Origin of the sequence: Acinetobacter sp. (assembly GCF_041919735.1) — a bacterium.
GTDB lineage: Bacteria > Pseudomonadota > Gammaproteobacteria > Pseudomonadales > Moraxellaceae > Acinetobacter.
On the sequence record NZ_JAYRTF010000015.1, the window covers coordinates 1 to 18,872 of the forward strand.

Below are 18,872 nucleotides of genomic sequence, written 5' to 3' on the forward strand. Positions count from 1 at the left end.
GACAATAGCAAGAGTGAACCACCTGATCCCTTCCCGAACTCAGAAGTGAAACCTCTTAGCGCTGATGGTAGTGTGGGGTTACCCATGTGAGAGTAAGTCATCGCCAGCTCATTATTCAAATCCCCCTCCGCTTAATGGCTGAGGGGGATTTTTTTATGCGCGATAGAAAAGAAAAATAATAAAGCCGATTTAGGCCATGCGCTGTGCTGAAAATTTACATATGAAATGACTTTAATTCGTTAAAGTAGTAAGCAAACTGTAAAAATTGAAAAATAAAGGGCTTGCATATGCTGAATGAATTAGAAAAAGTTAATATTTTAAATATTTTGGGAAAACGTTTTAACAGCAATATGGATCGTCATCCTAAACTTAAGTGGATGAATGTTGAAAAACAATTGATTGCACAGCCTGAAAAATTAAGGATATTGCATGAAATGGAACAGACTGGCGGCGAACCTGATATCGTTGTAATTTCTGAAAAATCAAAACAACTGGTATTTTATGACTGCAGTTCAGAATCTCCAAAACTGAGGCGCAGCCTCTGTTATGACCATGATGCATTAGAAAGCAGAAAGGATTACCCGCCAGAAAATAATGTTATTGATATGCTTAGAGCAATTGGAGCGAAGCTGATTACAGAAGAAGAATACAGGGCATTACAGAATGTTTTTTTCTTTGATTTAAAAACGTCGAGCTGGGTGCTGACTCCACCAGATATTCGAATAAATGGCGGAGCAATATTTTGTGACCGGCGTTATGGACGCGTATTTACATATCATAATGGCGCGCAGTCCTATTACGCATCACGCGGATTCCGCTGTAAACTCGTCATCTAGCAATTTTATAAAGCTTTTTTTAACAGTTTTTGATGCTGTTCGACTTGCTTCGCATAGCGTTTGCCTTGCTTTTTCATACGTCGGTCGCTGTTATAGCCTGTAGGCCCAACATTGTAATAAGCCAATGCTTTAGGTAATTTTCCCGCGCTGCTTTTATATCGGGCGATAATATAGCTGCCACATTGAATATTGGTGGATTCGTCAAATAAATCGCCAGGGCAGGTATTCTGCCAATATCGTGGAATAATTTGTGTTAAACCCACTGCGCCGGCAGGTGATGTGACATAGCTGCGGTAACTTGATTCTTGACGGATAACTGCAGCCAGAAGCAGCGGATCTAAATCATATCGTTCAGCGCTTTGAACAATCATGGGAGATACCCGGTTGGCCGTATTGGCTTCAACTGAATAGGCTCGCTGAATTCCTGCAGAAAGTTTCGCTGCGCGCTTTTCTGTCGAGCCGCTGCCTAAAGAAGAGCATCCAGTAAAAACAGTCGCTGTAACCAGCATGCATAATGATTTCACAGTGAGATTTTTAGAAAGAGGATTTATGATTTTTAACGATAAAGATAAATTAAACAAAATATTTACTGTCTGGTCTTTAAATTAATTCAAAATATTATTCAGCATTGCTTGAGCAGTCAATCATTTCAAAGCTTTAAGCTGTGTCGAATTTGTTAATCTGCCACAGCTTTAGCAAGGACCGAGAGTTTAAACCTGCTGAAATCGCAGAATGCAGGCGATTGGCTTATATTAAAGTTTTCAGCATCCATATTTCACAGGCATGGCTATGCCCAGTATTGCCTTTAGGCGCAGATAAATGCTGGAAACCGAGTTTTTCATAGAGTTTGACGGCTCGCAATAAATCAGCAGTGGTTTCTAAATAGCAAAAATCAACGCCATGCTGTATCGCAAATTCAAATGCAAGGTTGAGGATTTGTTTTGCAAATCCTTGGCCGCGGATTTCGGCAGCAAAGTACATTTTTTGTATTTCTAAAATACTGGAATCCCCCTGAAGCGGTGAAATGCCGCCGCCGCCTAGAATCTGTCCTTCAGCATTTTCAATTACCCAATAGTGCGAGTTGGTGTGCTGATAAACGTCATACAGATTGTCTAAGATTGGATCTGCAACAGCGAAACCAGACTCAGCGGCTAAGCCAAATTCTTTGGAAACTTCACGGATAATATAGGCAATTGGAGCATTGTCTTTTTGTTCGATGGTGCGGATTTTATACATAGATTAAATGGATTGGAAAATCAGTAAAGATGGATTGTTATAGTCTGTTTTACTATAAAAATCCATCTTTAAGCGAGATAAAAATAAACAGCATCAATGTGATGCCTGCATTTTATTTCAGCTCACTGGATGATTTTCCAAGTTCACGGCGAGCGATAATCAGTTGCTGAATCTGCTGCGTGCCTTCAAAAATATCTAAAATTTTAGAATCTCTCGCCCATTTTTCCAGCAATTCATCTTCATTATAGCCAACGCTTGCTGCAAGCTCTACACATTTGAGTGTAATTTCATTGCCTACGCGGCCCGCTTTGGCTTTTGCAATTGAGGCCTCACGTGAGTTTGGCTTTTTATTATCCGCCATCCATGCGGCTTTAACCATCAACAGGCGGGCAGCTTCCCACTCCGATTCCATGCGGTAGATTTGCGCGGCCAGATTTGAGGTCTGCAAATATGGTGTTGCATATTGATCATCCAGCTGATCTTTAAAGATTTCTTTAATGCGTTCTAAGGATGCTTTTGCACAGCCAATAGCCATGGCTGCAACGAGAGGGCGGGTATTGTCGAATGTTTCCATGACTCCGGCAAAACCTTTGGCGACATCAATTTCTGGGTTGCCCAATAGATTCGCTGCAGGCACACGGCAGTCAATGAAGCTGATGGCGGCTGTATCTGAAGCTTTGATGCCCAGCTTATGCTCTAAGCGCTCTACTTTCATGCCAGGTGTACCTTTGGCTACCACAAAAGACTTGATCGCGGCACGACCCAGTTTTTTATCCAATGTGGCCCAAACCACAATGGAATCAGCTCGCTCGCCGGAAGTGACAAAGATTTTTTCGCCATTCAGAATGTAGTCATCGCCATTTTTTACTGCTGTGGTGCGAATGGCGGCCGAGTCTGAACCGCAACTAGGCTCCGTAATTGCCATAGCGGCCCAAGTGCCTTTCAAGCGGTCCAGCTGTTCATCGTTCGCAACAGCGGCAATGGCTGAGTTGCCAAGGCCTTGGCGCGGCATGCTCAGCAAAAGCCCTGTATCACCATAGCACATTTCTATAATGCTGAGCGCAGTCGACATGTTGATGCCATTTTTATTGCCAGCCTCAGTGTCGCCGCGTTTATTCACTGCCGCGCCTGCGTTCATGCCGTCGCCGCCTTCGTTCATTCCGTCGACCAGGGATGAGAGCATATCAAGCTCTTTGGGATAAGCATGTTCCGCTTTGTCATATTTGCGGGAAATTGGGCGCAGGACATTGAGTGCAACTTCATGCGCTTGATCTATCAGCATTTTAAATTTTTTAGGGTTCTGCAAATTCATGTTATATACTCCTTTTTTTCTTATATCAGGCATGCAGGCCAGAATGCATGATTGCCGTTGCGCGCAAATCGCGGTACCAGCGTTCTACCGGATGCTCTTTGGTAAAGCCGTGACCGCCTAAAATCTGCACGCCATCTGTGCCAATCTCCATGGATTTTTCAGCACACAGCAGGCGCGCTAAATAGGCTTCACGATGAAATGGCTTGCCTGATTCGGCAAGGCTTGCGGCATTGAGCACCAGCATGCGCATGGCATCGATTTCAATGGCCATATCGGCAATCATAAATGCGACACTTTGACGGTGTGAAATAGGCTCACCAAATGCAGTGCGTTCATTAGCATATTGAATGCAATATTTTTTCACTGCTTCACAAGTGCCAATCGCCATTGCGCACCACATTAAATTGCCTAGATCTAAGAACGCAGTGTAGTCAAAATCGTCATCGCCCAAACGTTCTGCAGGGGTATTATTGAAGTGCAGGGTAACTGTTTCGGCAGCTTTAAGCCCCATAGCCGGCGTTTTTTTAACCGTAATGCTGTGATCACGGATGACGGTAAAGACTTCAGGTGTGCCTTCACATTCTGCTGAAACCAATAAGAGATCAGCAGATTCGCCAAGCAAAACCAGAGTCTTTTCACCATTAATGCGGTATTGATTGCCATTCCTGACGGCTTTGGTTTTTAACTGAAACGGATTGAATGCAGGCGTTGTTTCCTGTACGGCAAAACTGGCCTGAGTCTCTGCATCTTCAGCAAAGGCCGGCAGATATTTCGATTGTATATGTTCAGAACCCCATTGGGTGATGGCGTTGATCACGCCGAAGGTGGACAGCAGTCCTGCGCTCAAGCTGAAATCGCCTTGCGCCAGCTGTTCTACAATGAGGATATTGCTGATGATGTTTTTTTCAGCAGCTACGCCGCCAAGCGCTTCCGGCAAAGCATAAAAATTTAAACCTAAATCGGTGCAGTATTGATACAGTTCTGCAGGGAATTTTTCATTTTGATCTGCTGAATGCGCTAAGGGATAGAGCACTTCCTGTGCAAATTGCTGCATGGCATCGCAGGTCATTTGCTGCTCTTCGGACAGGCTTAAATCAAATAACGATTTGGACTGATTGGGCAGGCGCTGTTTATGCACATTATTTTGCGGTTTAAACGCTTTTTGCGTTTTGCTTAAAGTTTTAAAGCTGGCTTTTGAGCTTTGATAGAGAGATTTCTCTATGAATTTTCTCAGCTTTAATTGATCTAATACATCACTGCCTGCAATTTTTGTAAGCAGTGACAGCCCAAATCCTTGCGCTTTATTGACCATATCATTCATTTTTGTTTTTCCAGAAAGAGATGTTTTCCTAAATTTATGCTGACATGCAGGAAATGAAAAAACCATGTCATAACTGACATAGTTGATTGTCAATGATGAGTGGTTAAAGTATTAGTATAAAAAATATTAATAATATGATTTTTATAAATTATTTTATTTTTTAAAACAGCGGATGACGAGATGGATTGACCTGAATGACAAAAGTGATTCAGGTCAAAAAATTGCTATTTGTATTTTTGGATCATTTTTCTGACATTGGTTTTTGCTTCAATGACCGTCATGAATGTATACGCGCCAATAAATTTACGGCTGATAAACATGAACTCTTTAGGCGGCACACTGAAGTAGCGCGAAGCCATGGATTTAGAGGCTTGCTGCATGACACGGCTGTGCAGCTGGCTTTTTTTCCAGTCATAGCGGTTTTGTTCGTCCATTACGCCAGCAGGTAGATCCGGATTATTTAGAGGCGTGCTGAACGCTTCTGTGGCCAGTAAAAAGACTTTAGCCATATCCGGTTTAATGCTTTGCGGGATGGAATCAAAGAAACTGTATCCGGTCATGGCCTTAACCATTTCATCCGCATCGTGATTAAAGCCTGCAAAGATTAAGTTGTGCGCAACTTTCAGCAAATGCTGATCAAATTGACGAATCGCGCCGAAATCCAGCAGGACAATTTTATCATGCGCATCGTCGCCATTGCCTAAGCGGACCAGGTAGTTGCCAAAGTTCGGGTCGGTCTGCATTTCGCCCCATTCAAATAATTCGCGCACTGCAATTTCAAGTGAAGCTTCACCTAAGGCATTGCGGCGCTCTTGCGGCAAGGACAGCATAACCGGGCTGTTGATGGGAACGCCGCGTTCAAAAGTCATGCACAGCACTTGGTCTGTGCAGTATTCATCAATGATTTGCGGCACGATATAGCGCGGATCTTCTTTTAAGCGGGAAGCAAAGCGGCGGGTGGTTTCCGCTTCAATTTTATAGTTGACTTCGCGGTGCATCATTTCGCGCACTTCGTCGAACCATTGATCAAATTCGCGGGTTTGCGGAACCATGCGGGTCAGTTTCAGCATATTCCGAAATAGATTCATGTCGGAATCTATGGCATTGGCAACACCGGGATATTGAATTTTTAAAACGATTTCCAAGCCATCTGATTTTCGGATTGCGCGGTGAACCTGCGCTAAAGAGGCCGTGCCCAAGGGTTCACGGTCAATGGTTAGATCATTCAGTTTTGACCCAAGCTGTGCATGCAGCTGTTCTTTGATAGCCGGCCATGCAAGCGCAACAGTTTGATTATTTAAAGTATTTAGGGCTTGCGTGATTTCTTCAGGCAGAAAATGCTCGCCATACAATGCCATCATTTGCCCAATTTTTACAATTGAGCCTTTCAATTTGCCAATTTCAGCGACGAGGTACTCCGCTTGGTCTTTCATGGCCTTCTTGCGCTTTTTCTCTTTTTCTTCTTCATTGGAAAAAATTGACGTAGCGTTTGAAGCAGCCCAGCGGGTTCCTGCAAGTAAAGATGCTTTTGCAATCGATAAGCGTCGATCCATAGATGAAGTTTTCAGTTGTTTGAGCTTATCGTTCTGATCTGACATGTAAACTAAATCCTTTAATCAGCAAATAGCAAAGTAATTCATTGTAGCGAATCTTACCGTGTCTGCGCGTATTAAAAAAGTTTAACATGCTGAATAGCCAGTAAAGTTATGCTGCAATGGAACGGTTCGGCCAAACAGCAGCTAAATTCCAGAGCTTAAATATTGAATTTGATTTTCATTTCAGATTTTTGCTGCAATTCAAATTTATGGCTTTGCACATGCTGGAAAATCAGCTTTTGAACAGATTGATGCATAAATCCGCTGGCATAGCCTTTGACGATAATAATGCTGGGAAAGCTGAAAAAAAGATGTTTAGCATCTTCAGCTGTAGGGGCAGGAAAAATTTCATATTGCATTAAAACCTGCTGGAAAAACTTTTTTTCCTCCATGACTTGTGCCGAGAGGGAGTCATTCCAGTAACTTTGGCGCATGGCCATCAGGTTATTGTGTTTATAGCTCATAAACTTTTATTTAATCTAAACTGATTTGTCTATATATTATGTTTAAATTCTAATTTTCAATCCAGTTTTTGCAAGCAAATGAAAACGAGCTGTAAATGCTGGATAAAATTTATAACGATTAAATTGATTTCATTGGGGAAATGGATATGTTGAAGCCTTTAGTTCAAGGCCTGCTTTTATGCTGTGCGGGTCTTTCAATGCAGGCATTTGCTTTGGGATATTCGCAAAAATACGAACTTTGCATGCGCAATGCGCAAAGCCAGTCCGGCAATATTGTGAAGTGTCAATTGAAAGAATTTAAAGTTCAAAATAAGCGCATGAAAAAAATATTTAAAATGACATTGAATGATGCCAGCGCTGCAGATCGCCCATTGGTCAAACAATCTCAAACGGTCTGGCTGCAAAGACGCGATAATGCCTGCGGGATTGGCGGTAAAAAATTGAAAGAATATTCTCTCACTAATTCAAGCTGTGTACTGCAGATGACCGAGTCTCATGCGGATATGCTGGAAGTGCGCATGGAGAATAAAATTCAGAAGTGATTTTTCAAATAAAAGCATTAAAACTAAGGTATCATAAGGCGTTTTAAAAATATGACCTTGGAGACGCCTTAAGTGGATCGACCGACTATTAGCCCTGAACATTTGCAGGAAGCCGCTGAAAATTTAACCACAATCCGTGATTTTATCCGCTTTGGTGTTTCAGCCTTACGTCAATACGATGCACATTTAGGCCAAGGTACAGAAGATTATTTCGCTGAAAGTTCAGCTTTAGTGCTGCAAACACTGTCTTTGGACTGGAATGCGGACGCTGAAATTTTAGATGCCAAAGTGCTGCCGAGCGAAGCTGCTGAATTTTTAGCGCTGCTGGAGCGCCGCATCAATGAAAAAGTGCCAACTTCATATTTGTTAAACCTGTCTTATTTCTTCGGCAAGCCATTTTATGTGGATGAACGTGTGTTAATTCCACGTTCTCCTATTGCAGAGCTGATTGAAAACCGTTTTGCGCCATATTGCTTAGGCGAAAATGGCGAGATGGGCGCAGCAGTGAATGGCCTGCCGGAAAATCCGAATCCGAAAACTCCGCAGCGCATTTTGGATATGTGCACAGGGTCTGGCTGCATTGCCATCGCCTTGGCTTATGCCTTTCCTGATTCGGAAGTTGATGCGACAGACTTGTCAAAAGATGCGCTTGAAGTGGCGCAAATCAACTGCGAACATCACAATAAACAATATCAAGTTGCATTGCTTGAATCTGATTTATTTGCAAAAATTCCTGCTGAAAATCAATATGATTTAATCGTGTCTAACCCGCCTTATGTGGATGCGGAAGACATGGCGGATTTGCCGGAAGAATTCCACCACGAACCTGAAATGGCATTGGCCGCAGGTCAGGACGGTTTGGATTTGGTGCGTAAAATGCTGGCGCAGGCTGCAGATTACTTAACTGAAGACGGCTTAATTGTGATTGAAGTGGGCAACTCAGAATGGGCGATGCGTCAAAACTTCAATACTGTTGATTTTTACTGGCTGCAGTTTCAAAAAGGCGGTACAGGTATTTTTGCGCTGACTGCTGAGCAGTGCCGCACATATCGAGATTTATTCATCCAATCTGTTCAAGCATAAGGAGCCGTTGAACATGGCAGGCAATAGTATCGGTCAACTCTTCCGTGTAACGACGTGCGGTGAATCTCATGGTGTTGGCCTGATGGCCATTGTGGATGGCGTACCGCCGGGCTTGGCGCTGTCTGCCGAAGATCTGCAAAAAGATTTGGACCGCCGCAAACCGGGTACATCTAAGTATGCGACTCAGCGTAAAGAACCGGATGAAGTCGAAATTATTTCAGGCGTGTTTGAAGGCAAAACCACAGGCACTTCGATTGGCCTGCTGATTCGCAATACGGATCAAAAATCGAAAGACTACGGCAATATTGCACAGACTTTCCGTCCGGGTCACGCAGACTATACCTATACGCAAAAGTACGGTTTCCGTGATTACCGTGGCGGTGGCCGTTCAAGCGCGCGTGAAACTGCGATGCGGGTTGCTGCCGGCGCGATTGCCAAAAAGTTCTTGGCCGAAAAATTCGGGATTGAAATCCGCGGTCATGTGACGCAAATCGGCACAGAAAAAGCGGAAAAACTGGATTGGAATGAAGTTTCAAACAATCCATTTTTCTGCGGCGATGCTGATGCTGTTCCGCGTTTTGAAGCATTGGTGACATCACTTCGTGAGCAAGGCACCAGCTGCGGCGCGAAGCTCGAAATCATTGCGTCTAAAGTGCCGGTTGGCTGGGGCGAGCCTGTATTTGACCGTTTGGATGCGGATATTGCGCATGCCATGATGTCAATCAATGCTGTAAAAGGTGTTGAAATTGGCGATGGTTTTGGCGTTGCTGAGCAGTTTGGCCACGCAACCCGTGACGAACTGACAACGGATGGCTTTCTGGCCAATCATGCAGGCGGTATCTTGGGCGGTATTTCCAGCGGGCAGGATATTCGAGTGGCGATTGCATTAAAACCGACCGCATCCATCACCACACCGGGCAAAACCATTACCATTGAACGCGAAAATACTGATGTATTGACCAAAGGCCGTCATGATCCGTGTGTCGGCGTTCGCGCAACCCCAATTGCAGAGGCAATGCTGGCGATTGTGCTGATGGATCATTTCATGCGTAACCGTGCGCAAAATGCAGATGTAGTTGCGCCATTTGCACCGATTGAACCGAAATAATGCATTTCTCATAAGTATTTGCATGCACAAAAACCAGTCAATTGACTGGTTTTTTTATTTTTGATGGCTAAATGCTTTATGATTATAAAAATCTAACTAATTCAAAATTATAGCAATTAAGATGAACTGGAATATACGTCCTGCAAGGCAAGAAGACTTAGCTTATTTATCAGCACTGATGAACCAGGCTTACCGCAGCAATGCAGGCCAAAGCTGGACCAATGAAACGGCAATTGTAGAAGGCGCTAGAATTAGCTATGAACAGCTCGTGGACAATGTTAGGCATCCAAAGTTTAAACTTTGGGTGCTGGAAAACCATGTACACCAGCCACAGCAAATTTACGGATGCATTGGATTAACCCTTAACGCCGATAAAGTTAAAATTGGCAGTTTCTGTGTAGATCCTTTTCAGCAGAATATGGGCTTGGGCAGGGCGCTGCTTAATTTTGCTGAACAGCATGTCCGGAAAAATTATAGTGCTGTTCAGCGGCTGGAAATGTATGTACTGAGTGTCAGGGCTGAACTGATTGCTTTTTATGAGCGCTGCGGTTATGTGCAAACTGAGCACATCGAAGCTTATCCTGTTGACGCGAATGTAGGCATGCCCTTAGTCGATTTGCACTTAGTGCATTTGAATAAAAAGCTCAGCTAAAACCTAGCCAATACCTGAAATAGTGCCGCAGAGCAGTTAAGAAAAGACGCATGCTGGTCATGCGCCTAAATAAGGTTAAATGTACAGCATATTTCTCCGCTCATTGAAAGGAATATCAATCAATAAGCACGCAGGAACAGCTGATAAGCTTTGGACTGTTTGCCATTGCTGAGCATGGCATAGCTGATATCCTTTTGATTTGTGTTGATTTGCACTTGGATATTCTGCGCATTTTTAAAACGGCTGAATAAGCTGGACGGTACGCGTACTGTGTTGGCAGACTCGAGAACGTTTGAGTTTTCTAAAGACCGGTAAGACGTTGCACTTTGGGTGCTGTAAGAATAGTGGCTGCCATCGACAATAAAGGTAAATGCCTTCATGCCAATTCGGTCTGGGCCGTAGATGTGCATTGAAATATCATAAGCGCCGCGGTTTTGTTTCCAATCAATCGCCATTTCCGGGCAGCCCGGAGCATGCTCACAGAGCAATGAACCGCGTGTTGTAGTACGGGTCACGGCTTTGGAGTTTTCTACGGTTTTAACGCCTTTTGCGATAGTTTCCGGTGTGGAGCCTGTATGTGACTTTACAACAAGACAGCCTGAAAGCAATACACTGAGTGCGGTGAAGAGCAAATAATTTTTCATGAATTTTCCTAAAACACATTATTTTTATTAAGTAATATTTATTTTATGCGAAATAGTCACATATAAAACTCAAAAAGTAAAATCTATCACATTGCTGTTTGTCTGATTTCAGCGGATAAGCTGCTGCTATTTCATTTTTTAGAGAGAATTGAACGCATCAATGCGATCGTATCTGCAAGCGCATCTTCTCCGGGATCAGGCTTTAAAACCGGCAATAGAATCAAGGTCAATTTATTTAATTAGACAGAGAAAAAGGCAAGTCCTGATTTTTCTCGCTGATCTGCAGCAAGCCGGCCATTAATGAAAATCCAGCTTTTGCAGTTTGGCCATGAGTTTTTGTTTAGCTTCATCAATCACATGCGGGTTTGTGGCTGCAGACAAATCAGCAGCGCGCTTTTGGCCCAGAAAGTATTTAATGCGTTCTGCATTGGCGCCTGACGGGTGAGGAAAACCATCTAAAATTTGCGCTTCGCTTAAATAGCCTAAGCGTGATATTGCATACAGCGCTTCAACTACACATGCGCCAAAAGGGACGTAAACTGCATTTGGCAGCAATGAAATTTCCGCTAAAAAATAAGTTTCTATGTGCTGCTTTAAAAATTCATTCTTCAGCATATTAGGCGATGCGCCGGAATAATTTTTGCCTTTGTTTAAGATGCACTGGCGTAGCACAGAAGTCATATGCACCATAGCGTGCTGTTCATCAAACAGCTGTTGGGCTGATGCAATGCCCAATTTTTCCTGCAGTCCAATATGATCCAAAATTTGCACCAAATTGCTGCGGATTGGCCCGCTGAAAGCGCCGGTCATTTTTGCGTGTTTCAGCGTGTCACTGGCATTGAAACCTTGCTTCATGGCATTTTGCGCCGCCAGCAAAGCATTGCGCCATTGCTGCTGGCCCGGGCAGATGCCGACAAAGACCACTTTTGCATCTGCATTCACCGCATCAAATGGCGTGTAGAAACTGCTGAGATGACCGGATGCGCCGATCTGCAGCAAGGATGATTGAGTGAGTTCATCTATTGAGTGGTGCAGAATTTGCTCTGAAAAGTCGCTGAAACTGTAAGCGCGCATTGGAATCTTGTTGCATTGTGAGAATTGGTATAGATTTTAAAGGGCAATAAGCCCCTGAAAAAGCATTATTTTGCTAAATTTTCTAAGCGCTATAGCGCAATCTCAAGATAAATTTCAAAATAAGACTTGGATATGGTATAAAAATTGCTCATATTATAAATAACCGTTATAAAAAAAACGCATATCACAATTATTGCAGGAGAGAAGCGCTCTCCGCGCTCGCCGAAGGAGCAAAGCCTCAGGAAACTCTCAGGCAAAAGGACTGCAGTAATTGAAAAAATCTGGAGAGAAGCATGAATCAAAGATGCTCACCGAAGGGGGAAGGTTCATCTGCAATTATTTAGATGGATTGAAGCTCTCAGGTACCCAAACAGATGAGGCGCAAAGATTTGAAATGCTTGATGCATTTTAAGGAGTGCCTATGTGTCGAATTGCAGTGATTGGTGCAGGAATTACCGGAGTAACGACTGCCTACGAATTGAACCTGCTGGGCTATGATGTCACGGTCATTGATAAGCATCTGTTTCCGGCGATGGAAACGTCCTTTGCCAATGGCGGACAGCTGTCGGCCTGCAATGCAGAAGTCTGGAATCAAAAATCTACCGTTTTGAAAGGCATCAAATGGATGTCGCAAAAATCTGCGCCATTGCTGCTGAATCCAAGCTTCAGCATGCATAAATATGCATGGCTGATGGAATTTTTGGGCAATATTAAGCATTACAAAGAAAATACCCAAGAAACGGTGCGCTTAGCCTTGCTGGCGCGGCAGCGCTTATTTGAAATTGCGGAAAAAGAACAGATTGATTTCAATTTGGAAAAACGCGGCATCCTGCATTTTTATCACAGCAAAACCGACTATGATACGGCAATTCGTGTCAACGATATGCTGTGTGAAGGTGGCCTAGAGCGCCATGCGGTCAGCAATGATGAGATTAAGTCGATTGAGCCGAGCTTGAAAGGAGATTATTACGGCGGGTTTTATTGCCCAGGAGATGCAACCGGCGATATTCATAAATTTACAGCGGGCTTAGCGGCTGTCACGCAAAGAAATGGCGTGGAATACCGTTTTGGTTTAGAGGTTACGTCGATATCGCATCAGGCCAATGGTGTTTCGATTCAAATGAAAGCCAGTGATGAAAATGTTGATGATGCGGATCAAACGGATACCTTAAATGCAGATGCCCTGGTGGTTTGCGGCGGTGTGGGCAGCTATCAGCTGGCGGATATGCTGGGTGATCGGGTCAACGTCTATCCAGTCAAAGGCTATTCAATTACCGTAGAACTGCGTGACGGGCACAGCCAGCAGCAGGCGCCGTGGGTGAGCCTGCTGGATGAAAGCGCGAAAATTGTAACTTCACGCTTAGGCGCAGACCGTTTGCGCGTTGCCGGTACAGCGGAATTTAATGGCTATAACCGTGATATCCGTTCAGACCGAATCCAGCCGCTGATTGATTGGGTGAACCGTAACTTTGATCTAAGCACCGAATTTTCAGTTCCGTGGGCCGGGTTAAGGCCAATGATGCCGAATATGATGCCGATCGTAAATCGGGGCAAGCGGGAGCGGGTCTTTTACAATACAGGGCATGGGCATTTGGGCTGGACGCTTTCGGCGGCGACAGCGGCTATGATCAGTCAGCAGGTTGCGCAAGCGCATCGCTTATAAAATGTTAAAAGCAGTTTATCAATAAATTGAAAAATAGGATGAAGAAGGCGCATCAATATGTACCTTCTGAATATTATTTAAATTTTACCTGTTCTTTTTTCCATGGGTCAGGAAGCCACTTGTTGATATATTCAATATTTCCCACTTTCAAATTGATTCCACCGTTGTGCCAATTTTTCAATATTGCAATATATTGAGATGGCAGTGCAGCCTGATCAGATTGTTCTTTATATTCAATATAGGCACGATTGTCCTCGCCAAACCATTTTCCATTGGGCGTTGGATTTGCAGCTTGAGGAACAAATTGTCCATCTTGTATTTTACCGTCATATTTACTGAAATCGTGCGTTCCTTTATGAATGACGTACTTTAAAGGAAAGGTATTGGGTTGATTTAATAGGTGCGGAACCTCTTGGCTAGAGTATATTTTGACTTCTGTATGTTGTGACGCGCCTACATATTCAACTTTATTGTTTTTTATATAGAGCAGCGCATGTTCCCATTCATGTTTGTGTCCAAATAAAGGTGTAAATATACCGACATCTTTTACCGCGTACATGCCAAATATCCGGACTATATACTGATTGCCATTTTTTTCAGTTTTATATTCTTTAACAATAACTTTTGCTCGATCTAATTGATCGTTGTAGGCGCATTTACTGTCGTAAGGTTTTTCATTTGGCATACCAGGATTTGGCTGTAATTGTCCAGAAATTGCAGTGACTGGGCTGGAAAGCAGGCAGCCGTCATTTCCAAAACCAAAAACGACTTTGGCATTCAGTTGGCCAAAGTTAAAAGGCTGAGGCAAGGCTTCTGAAGAAACGGTGGCGCATGCAGGCTGATTGCTATTGTTTGAACAAGTTTCAGTTTGCCATGCCTGAGTTTGGGAAGAGATTGCTGCAAAGCAAAAAGAGCCTAAAAGTAATTTAATATTCATTGTTTAACCCCTAATAAATAATGTAATTAAAATATAAAGGGCTAAAAAATTACTTAGAATACCTATAAATAAGTATTTGATATTAATAAAGTCTATAAAGTTTTAGTCATACAAACGATAAATGCCCGCAAACCGTTCACAGCCTTTTTGCGCCGTTTTGACTGCAAGCAGCGCTTTGCTGTAGCTGAACTGGTATTTGCAGTCATGTTCATTATCCATAATTTCAGTTTTTTGATCTGGCGTGGTGTAGGCTAAAAAAGCAATGCTTTGCCGATCCATGCGGTTATTCGGACTGCGGTAGGCGATGCCTTCAATTTTAATGCGGTCTTTGCTGAGCTGATGCACTTTTATGTGCACTTGCTGCTGCGCAAAGCCGCCATCTTCAAATTTTAAGTAATGCTGCGTTAAGCTTTGATTGAGCGAGACAAAAATATTCAGATCATCCGCGCGCAAATCAATTTGCTGCTTATAGCAATCCATGCTTCTGCATTGCTGTAAACGCTGTACCCACATCAGCTGAGTATCTTTGATGATCCGGGCTGGCGCGTCAGTGACCAGCAGTGAAGTAAGGTAAAGGTTGTCTAAATGATCACGCTGTTTATCAAATGCAGAAGAACACACTTTTTGCAGTGAATGGCCTGGAGCTGAACAGTCTATGGCTTCAGCAAAGGACGTGCTTGAGAAACAAAAGCTGAGGCTTAAGCCAATTGCAATGGTTTTGATGATATTTATATCAGATTTCAACAGCATGATCGCTTATACTTTCACTACGTTGCGCTGGCTCTAACTATAGCGAAATAGAAAGCGTGAATACAAGATTACAATCGTTTATTTCTAAAGGAAGAATGCGATGGCTGCACAAATTAGAATCGGTCAGGGACTGGATGTACATGCTTTTGAAGAAGGCGAGTTCGTTACCTTGGCGGGTGTGAAAATTCCGCATACACATGGCTTGAAAGCGCATTCAGATGGTGATGTGGTTTTGCATGCTTTATGTGATGCATTGCTTGGCGCATTGGCTTTGGGCGATATCGGCCAGCATTTCCCAGACACAGACCCGAACTTTAAGGGTGCAGATAGCAAAGTGCTGCTGAAACATGTGTATCAGCTGATTTTAGACCGCGGTTATGAGCTGTCTAATGCCGATATTACGGTGGCTTGTGAACGTCCAAAATTGGCGAAGCATAATTTAGAAATGCGTCAAAGCATTGCAGATGTGCTGGACGTTGATATTACGCAAGTCAGCGTCAAAGCAACGACCACTGAAAAATTAGGGTTCACTGGCCGTCAGGAAGGAATTTTATCGATGGCAACCGTATTGGTTGTTCATGCGAAATGATCAGGATGAATAAGGGAATGCTGCAGTTCTTTGGTGGATTTTCTGCCTTGCAGCTGCAGTGAAACGGCATGAATTAAACCCGTCCAGGTTTCATTCGGCTCCCAGATCTGATGCATAAGCTCCTGTGCGGACGGCATATCCATATTCATGCAATACTGACGGTAGAGATACATCAGGCTGCTGACACGGAAGTTTTTCGCGCAGTGAACCCAGACCATTTGCTCCTGCACCAGATGATCCAGCATATCCAGCACCAGCAGGCATTGATCATCTGAAGGGGTATCCCACAGAATCGGCAATTGAATATAGTTCAATCCCAATTCGAGGCAAATGCGGTCTTCATTGTCCAAATGATTGCTGGCATCCGTCAGCGCAAGATTAATCACGGTTGTTACGCCGTATTCTTTGATCAGTTTCAGCTGATCCGCGGTAGGCTGTCCAGAGCTAAACAAATGTTCATGAATAAACTGGAAGTTTTCGATCTGGCATAAACCATTTTCAATATCGTTCATACAGTTATTTTTGCTTTTGAATCATGTAGCCACTATAAAATAAAAACGCCATCTTGACGATGGCGTTTTTTGACTTATTAGCGGTTTGGCAGCACATCTTTGAGCGCTTCGTGCATCTCAAGAAGAGTCTTTTCTGTTGTTTCCCAGTCAATGCAGCCATCAGTGACTGATTTGCCATATTCTAAGCTGCACAGGTCAGCAGGAATGTCTTGGCGGCCGCCTTTTAAATGGCTTTCCACCATTAAGCCGACAATTGATTTATTGCCGTCTAAAATCTGCTCAGTAATGTTTTTCAACACCAAAGGCTGTAAGTACGGGTCTTTGTTTGAGTTGGCATGGCTGGCATCAATCATGATTTTGCCGCTGACTTTGGCTTTTTCTAAGGCCGCTTCTGCTTCAGCAACTGAACCGGCATCATAGTTTGGCTTGCCGTTGCCGCCGCGCAGCACGACATGCGCATATGGGTTGCCGCTGGTGCGGATCACAGAAACCTGGCCTTGGTCATTCAAGCCAAGGAAGCTGTGGCCATGCTTCACAGATTGCATCGCGTTGGTTGCAACAGTTAAACCGCCATCTGTGCCGTTTTTAAAGCCGACAGGTGAAGACAGGCCGGAAGACATTTCACGGTGAGTTTGGCTCTCTGTTGTACGCGCGCCAATTGCCGACCATGAGATTAAATCTTGATAATACTGTGGCGAGTTCGGATCCAGCGCTTCAGTTGCGCATGGCAAGCCTTTTTCATTCAGCTCAAGCAGCAATTGACGGCCAATGCGCAGGCCTTTTTCAATATTGAAAGAGTCATTCATGTCCGGGTCATTGATCAGGCCTTTCCAGCCGACTGTGGTACGCGGTTTTTCAAAATACACGCGCATAATGACATAAATGGTATCTTTGATTTTATCGCTGAGCGCTTTCAGGCGGTCTGCATATTCATGCGCTGCAACCGTATCGTGAATAGAACATGGCCCAATGACAATGAAGAGGCGCTTATCTTCACCATCTAAAATTTTGCGTACAGTTTCGCGGCCTTTTAGTACAGTTTGATAGGCAGTTCCAGTCAAAGGCAATTCTTTTTTGAGTTCCGCTGGCGTTACAAGAGGCTGAATGCTTTTCACATTCACGTCATCGATATCTGATTGTGTAATAGGGTTTGACTGTTGTGTATTCATTGCCGTCACTGGTTGTTCATACAAAAAGGTTGTTTCATGACCCGAATATAACATGAATGCAGGGCATCATGGTTATAAAAAAGATCAATAAGTTGGTGAAAAAAAAGTGATGAATCGTAAAGATAATTTAAACATTCATGCTTTTATGCACGGCCGCAGCATCACTTTGAATCATCATTACGGCTTGCGGTTTAGAGGCTGGTTTTGATTTTACTGGATTAATCATAAAATTCAGGCCCAGCGCGAAAAGCGTAATGCCCAAAATCTTGCGGATGATTTTTTCCGGCAGGCGCGAGCTGATCAGCGTGCCGATCACAATAGCTGGAATAGAACCGCAAAGCAGCCAGCCCAGCAGGTGAAAGTCTACATTGCCGGAGGTCATATGGCCCATGCCTGCGACAAAAGTCAGCAATACCGCATGCACCACATCCGAGCCGATAATGCGGATCATCGGCAAATTGGGGAACATCAAAATCAGCGCCATCACGCCAAATGCGCCTGCGCCGACTGAAGACAGCGTAACAAATACGCCTAAAACGATCCCCATAATAATAATGTACGGGCGCTTGCTGCGGGTCTGCTCTTTGATGACGCTGGCATCTTCTGTCAATTCAGCCTGCTGGCCGCCGCGGAATTTTAAAAAGAAGCGCTCAATTTGGCTGCGGAACATAATCGAGAGGCCAGTCAGGGTCAGCATAAAGCCCAAAACCACCGTTAATACGGTTTTGTAGCTGCTGGATTGGCTTAAATAGTGTTCCAATACCCAATGGGTTGCGAAAGATGCAGGAATGCTGCCGACAGCCAGCCAAAGCACAATGGGCCAGACAATATTCAGTTTTTTTGCATGCACCAAAGAGCCGCAGAATTTTGAAATGGCGGCATACAGCAGGTCTGTGCCAATGGCAATGTGCGGTTCGATCCGGAACAGGCTGATTAGGATGGGGGTCATCAAAGAACCGCCGCCGACACCTGTGATACCCACACAGAAACCGACTAAAACACCAGCCATAATAAATTCTAAAGGACCGAACATGGTTATATGCCAAAATCAAAAACGTAGTTATCTTATGACTTTTAAATATAAGCTGTTGTCTTGATTAGTGATTTGCTTATTCTAAAAAAAGATAAAGACCTGATGGAAATCCAGTTTTGGCTGAAGAGTGAATAAAAGCTGATTGACTGTAATTGGGGTTTTGCTGCTGTTTGATGCTGGCGCATTATGCGCGCGGCCGTGCTTCAACGGAAGCAAAGTGTTATACCTAGCTTTACCAGAGAATTTTAATCATTATATCCGCAGGTTTTGCTGCTCTATCAGATTCAACAGGGCAAGCGGCTGCATTGCTTTTGCATGATTATTGGCACGAAGCGGACGGCAGAGAAGCATC

At 43.8% G+C, this 18,872-nt stretch carries 20 protein-coding genes, 1 rRNA gene and 1 riboswitch; of the genes, 8 read left to right on the plus strand and 13 right to left on the minus strand.

The window, feature by feature from the left end:
* Positions 1-109: ribosomal RNA gene (gene rrf / locus ACE3T3_RS09935) — 5S ribosomal RNA — on the plus strand; the annotation flags it as partial.
* A gap of 178 nt (positions 110-287) precedes the next feature.
* On the plus strand, positions 288-836 hold the full coding sequence (locus ACE3T3_RS09940) for a DUF4256 domain-containing protein (RefSeq protein ID WP_374666456.1): 549 nt from the start codon (positions 288-290) through the stop codon (positions 834-836).
* Positions 837-841: 5 nt separating this feature from the next.
* On the opposite strand, the gene ACE3T3_RS09945 is transcribed toward ACE3T3_RS09940, so the two are convergent.
* The 6 genes from ACE3T3_RS09945 to ACE3T3_RS09970 form a co-directional block, all read right to left on the minus strand.
* Positions 842-1,345 (minus strand): lytic transglycosylase domain-containing protein, encoded by a 504-nt coding sequence (locus tag ACE3T3_RS09945; RefSeq protein WP_374666458.1) that lies wholly within the window; start codon positions 1,343-1,345, stop codon positions 842-844.
* A gap of 238 nt (positions 1,346-1,583) precedes the next feature.
* Positions 1,584-2,072 (minus strand): GNAT family N-acetyltransferase, encoded by a 489-nt coding sequence (locus tag ACE3T3_RS09950; RefSeq protein WP_374666460.1) that lies wholly within the window; start codon positions 2,070-2,072, stop codon positions 1,584-1,586.
* Between the two features lie 112 nt (positions 2,073-2,184).
* Positions 2,185-3,384, minus strand: coding sequence for an acyl-CoA dehydrogenase family protein (locus ACE3T3_RS09955; RefSeq protein ID WP_374666462.1), 1,200 nt, complete (start codon positions 3,382-3,384; stop codon positions 2,185-2,187).
* A gap of 25 nt (positions 3,385-3,409) precedes the next feature.
* On the minus strand, positions 3,410-4,696 hold the full coding sequence (locus ACE3T3_RS09960) for an acyl-CoA dehydrogenase family protein (protein WP_374666622.1): 1,287 nt from the start codon (positions 4,694-4,696) through the stop codon (positions 3,410-3,412).
* A 233-nt stretch (positions 4,697-4,929) separates the two neighbouring features.
* Complete coding sequence (locus ACE3T3_RS09965) at positions 4,930-6,303, minus strand: ABC1 kinase family protein (RefSeq protein ID WP_374666464.1); 1,374 nt, start codon at positions 6,301-6,303, stop codon at positions 4,930-4,932.
* Positions 6,304-6,458: 155 nt separating this feature from the next.
* Positions 6,459-6,764 (minus strand): hypothetical protein, encoded by a 306-nt coding sequence (locus tag ACE3T3_RS09970; protein ID WP_374666466.1) that lies wholly within the window; start codon positions 6,762-6,764, stop codon positions 6,459-6,461.
* Between the two features lie 146 nt (positions 6,765-6,910).
* Between ACE3T3_RS09970 and ACE3T3_RS09975 the strand changes: the two genes are divergently transcribed.
* The 4 genes from ACE3T3_RS09975 (at position 6,911) to ACE3T3_RS09990 (ending at position 10,149) form a co-directional block, all read left to right on the plus strand.
* Entirely contained in the window at positions 6,911-7,306 is a 396-nt protein-coding gene (locus ACE3T3_RS09975; RefSeq protein ID WP_374666468.1) for a lysozyme inhibitor LprI family protein, read from the plus strand.
* Between the two features lie 72 nt (positions 7,307-7,378).
* Positions 7,379-8,389, plus strand: coding sequence for a 50S ribosomal protein L3 N(5)-glutamine methyltransferase (prmB, locus tag ACE3T3_RS09980; protein WP_374666470.1), 1,011 nt, complete (start codon positions 7,379-7,381; stop codon positions 8,387-8,389).
* Positions 8,390-8,402: 13 nt separating this feature from the next.
* Positions 8,403-9,497, plus strand: coding sequence for a chorismate synthase (gene aroC / locus ACE3T3_RS09985; RefSeq protein ID WP_374666472.1), 1,095 nt, complete (start codon positions 8,403-8,405; stop codon positions 9,495-9,497).
* A gap of 121 nt (positions 9,498-9,618) precedes the next feature.
* Complete coding sequence (locus ACE3T3_RS09990; protein ID WP_374666474.1) at positions 9,619-10,149, plus strand: GNAT family N-acetyltransferase; 531 nt, start codon at positions 9,619-9,621, stop codon at positions 10,147-10,149.
* Between the two features lie 119 nt (positions 10,150-10,268).
* On the opposite strand, the gene ACE3T3_RS09995 is transcribed toward ACE3T3_RS09990, so the two are convergent.
* Complete coding sequence (locus ACE3T3_RS09995) at positions 10,269-10,793, minus strand: hypothetical protein (protein ID WP_374666476.1); 525 nt, start codon at positions 10,791-10,793, stop codon at positions 10,269-10,271.
* 297 nt (positions 10,794-11,090) lie between these two features.
* Positions 11,091-11,867, minus strand: a complete 777-nt coding sequence (locus ACE3T3_RS10000; RefSeq protein ID WP_374666478.1) for a hypothetical protein — start codon at positions 11,865-11,867, stop codon at positions 11,091-11,093.
* Positions 11,868-12,053: 186 nt separating this feature from the next.
* Positions 12,054-12,142: riboswitch (glycine riboswitch) on the plus strand.
* Positions 12,143-12,288: 146 nt separating this feature from the next.
* Here ACE3T3_RS10000 and ACE3T3_RS10005 point away from each other — a divergent pair.
* On the plus strand, positions 12,289-13,530 hold the full coding sequence (locus ACE3T3_RS10005; protein WP_374666480.1) for a D-amino acid dehydrogenase: 1,242 nt from the start codon (positions 12,289-12,291) through the stop codon (positions 13,528-13,530).
* Between the two features lie 73 nt (positions 13,531-13,603).
* Here ACE3T3_RS10005 and ACE3T3_RS10010 read toward each other — a convergent pair whose 3' ends face one another.
* Both ACE3T3_RS10010 and ACE3T3_RS10015 read right to left on the minus strand, forming a co-directional pair.
* A complete protein-coding gene (locus ACE3T3_RS10010) occupies positions 13,604-14,467 on the minus strand; it encodes an NPP1 family protein (RefSeq protein ID WP_374666482.1) in 864 nt (287 codons plus the stop codon).
* Between the two features lie 102 nt (positions 14,468-14,569).
* Positions 14,570-15,217, minus strand: coding sequence for a hypothetical protein (locus ACE3T3_RS10015; RefSeq protein WP_374666484.1), 648 nt, complete (start codon positions 15,215-15,217; stop codon positions 14,570-14,572).
* Positions 15,218-15,317: 100 nt separating this feature from the next.
* On the opposite strand from ACE3T3_RS10015, the gene ispF reads away from it, so the two are divergent.
* A complete protein-coding gene (gene ispF, locus ACE3T3_RS10020) occupies positions 15,318-15,806 on the plus strand; it encodes a 2-C-methyl-D-erythritol 2,4-cyclodiphosphate synthase (protein ID WP_374666486.1) in 489 nt (162 codons plus the stop codon).
* Here ispF and ACE3T3_RS10025 read toward each other — a convergent pair.
* From ACE3T3_RS10025 to ACE3T3_RS10035, 3 genes are all read right to left on the minus strand, one after another.
* Positions 15,794-16,318 carry a protein tyrosine phosphatase family protein gene (locus tag ACE3T3_RS10025; RefSeq protein WP_374666488.1) on the minus strand — a complete coding sequence of 175 codons (525 nt, stop codon included), beginning with the start codon at positions 16,316-16,318 and terminating at the stop codon, positions 15,794-15,796. The two genes, ispF and ACE3T3_RS10025, sit on opposite strands and share 13 nt — an antisense overlap.
* 77 nt (positions 16,319-16,395) lie before the next feature.
* Positions 16,396-17,487, minus strand: coding sequence for a 3-deoxy-7-phosphoheptulonate synthase (locus ACE3T3_RS10030; protein WP_374666490.1), 1,092 nt, complete (start codon positions 17,485-17,487; stop codon positions 16,396-16,398).
* A gap of 127 nt (positions 17,488-17,614) precedes the next feature.
* Positions 17,615-18,520 carry a sulfite exporter TauE/SafE family protein gene (locus tag ACE3T3_RS10035; RefSeq protein ID WP_374666492.1) on the minus strand — a complete coding sequence of 302 codons (906 nt, stop codon included), beginning with the start codon at positions 18,518-18,520 and terminating at the stop codon, positions 17,615-17,617.
* Positions 18,521-18,872 lie beyond the last annotated feature (352 nt).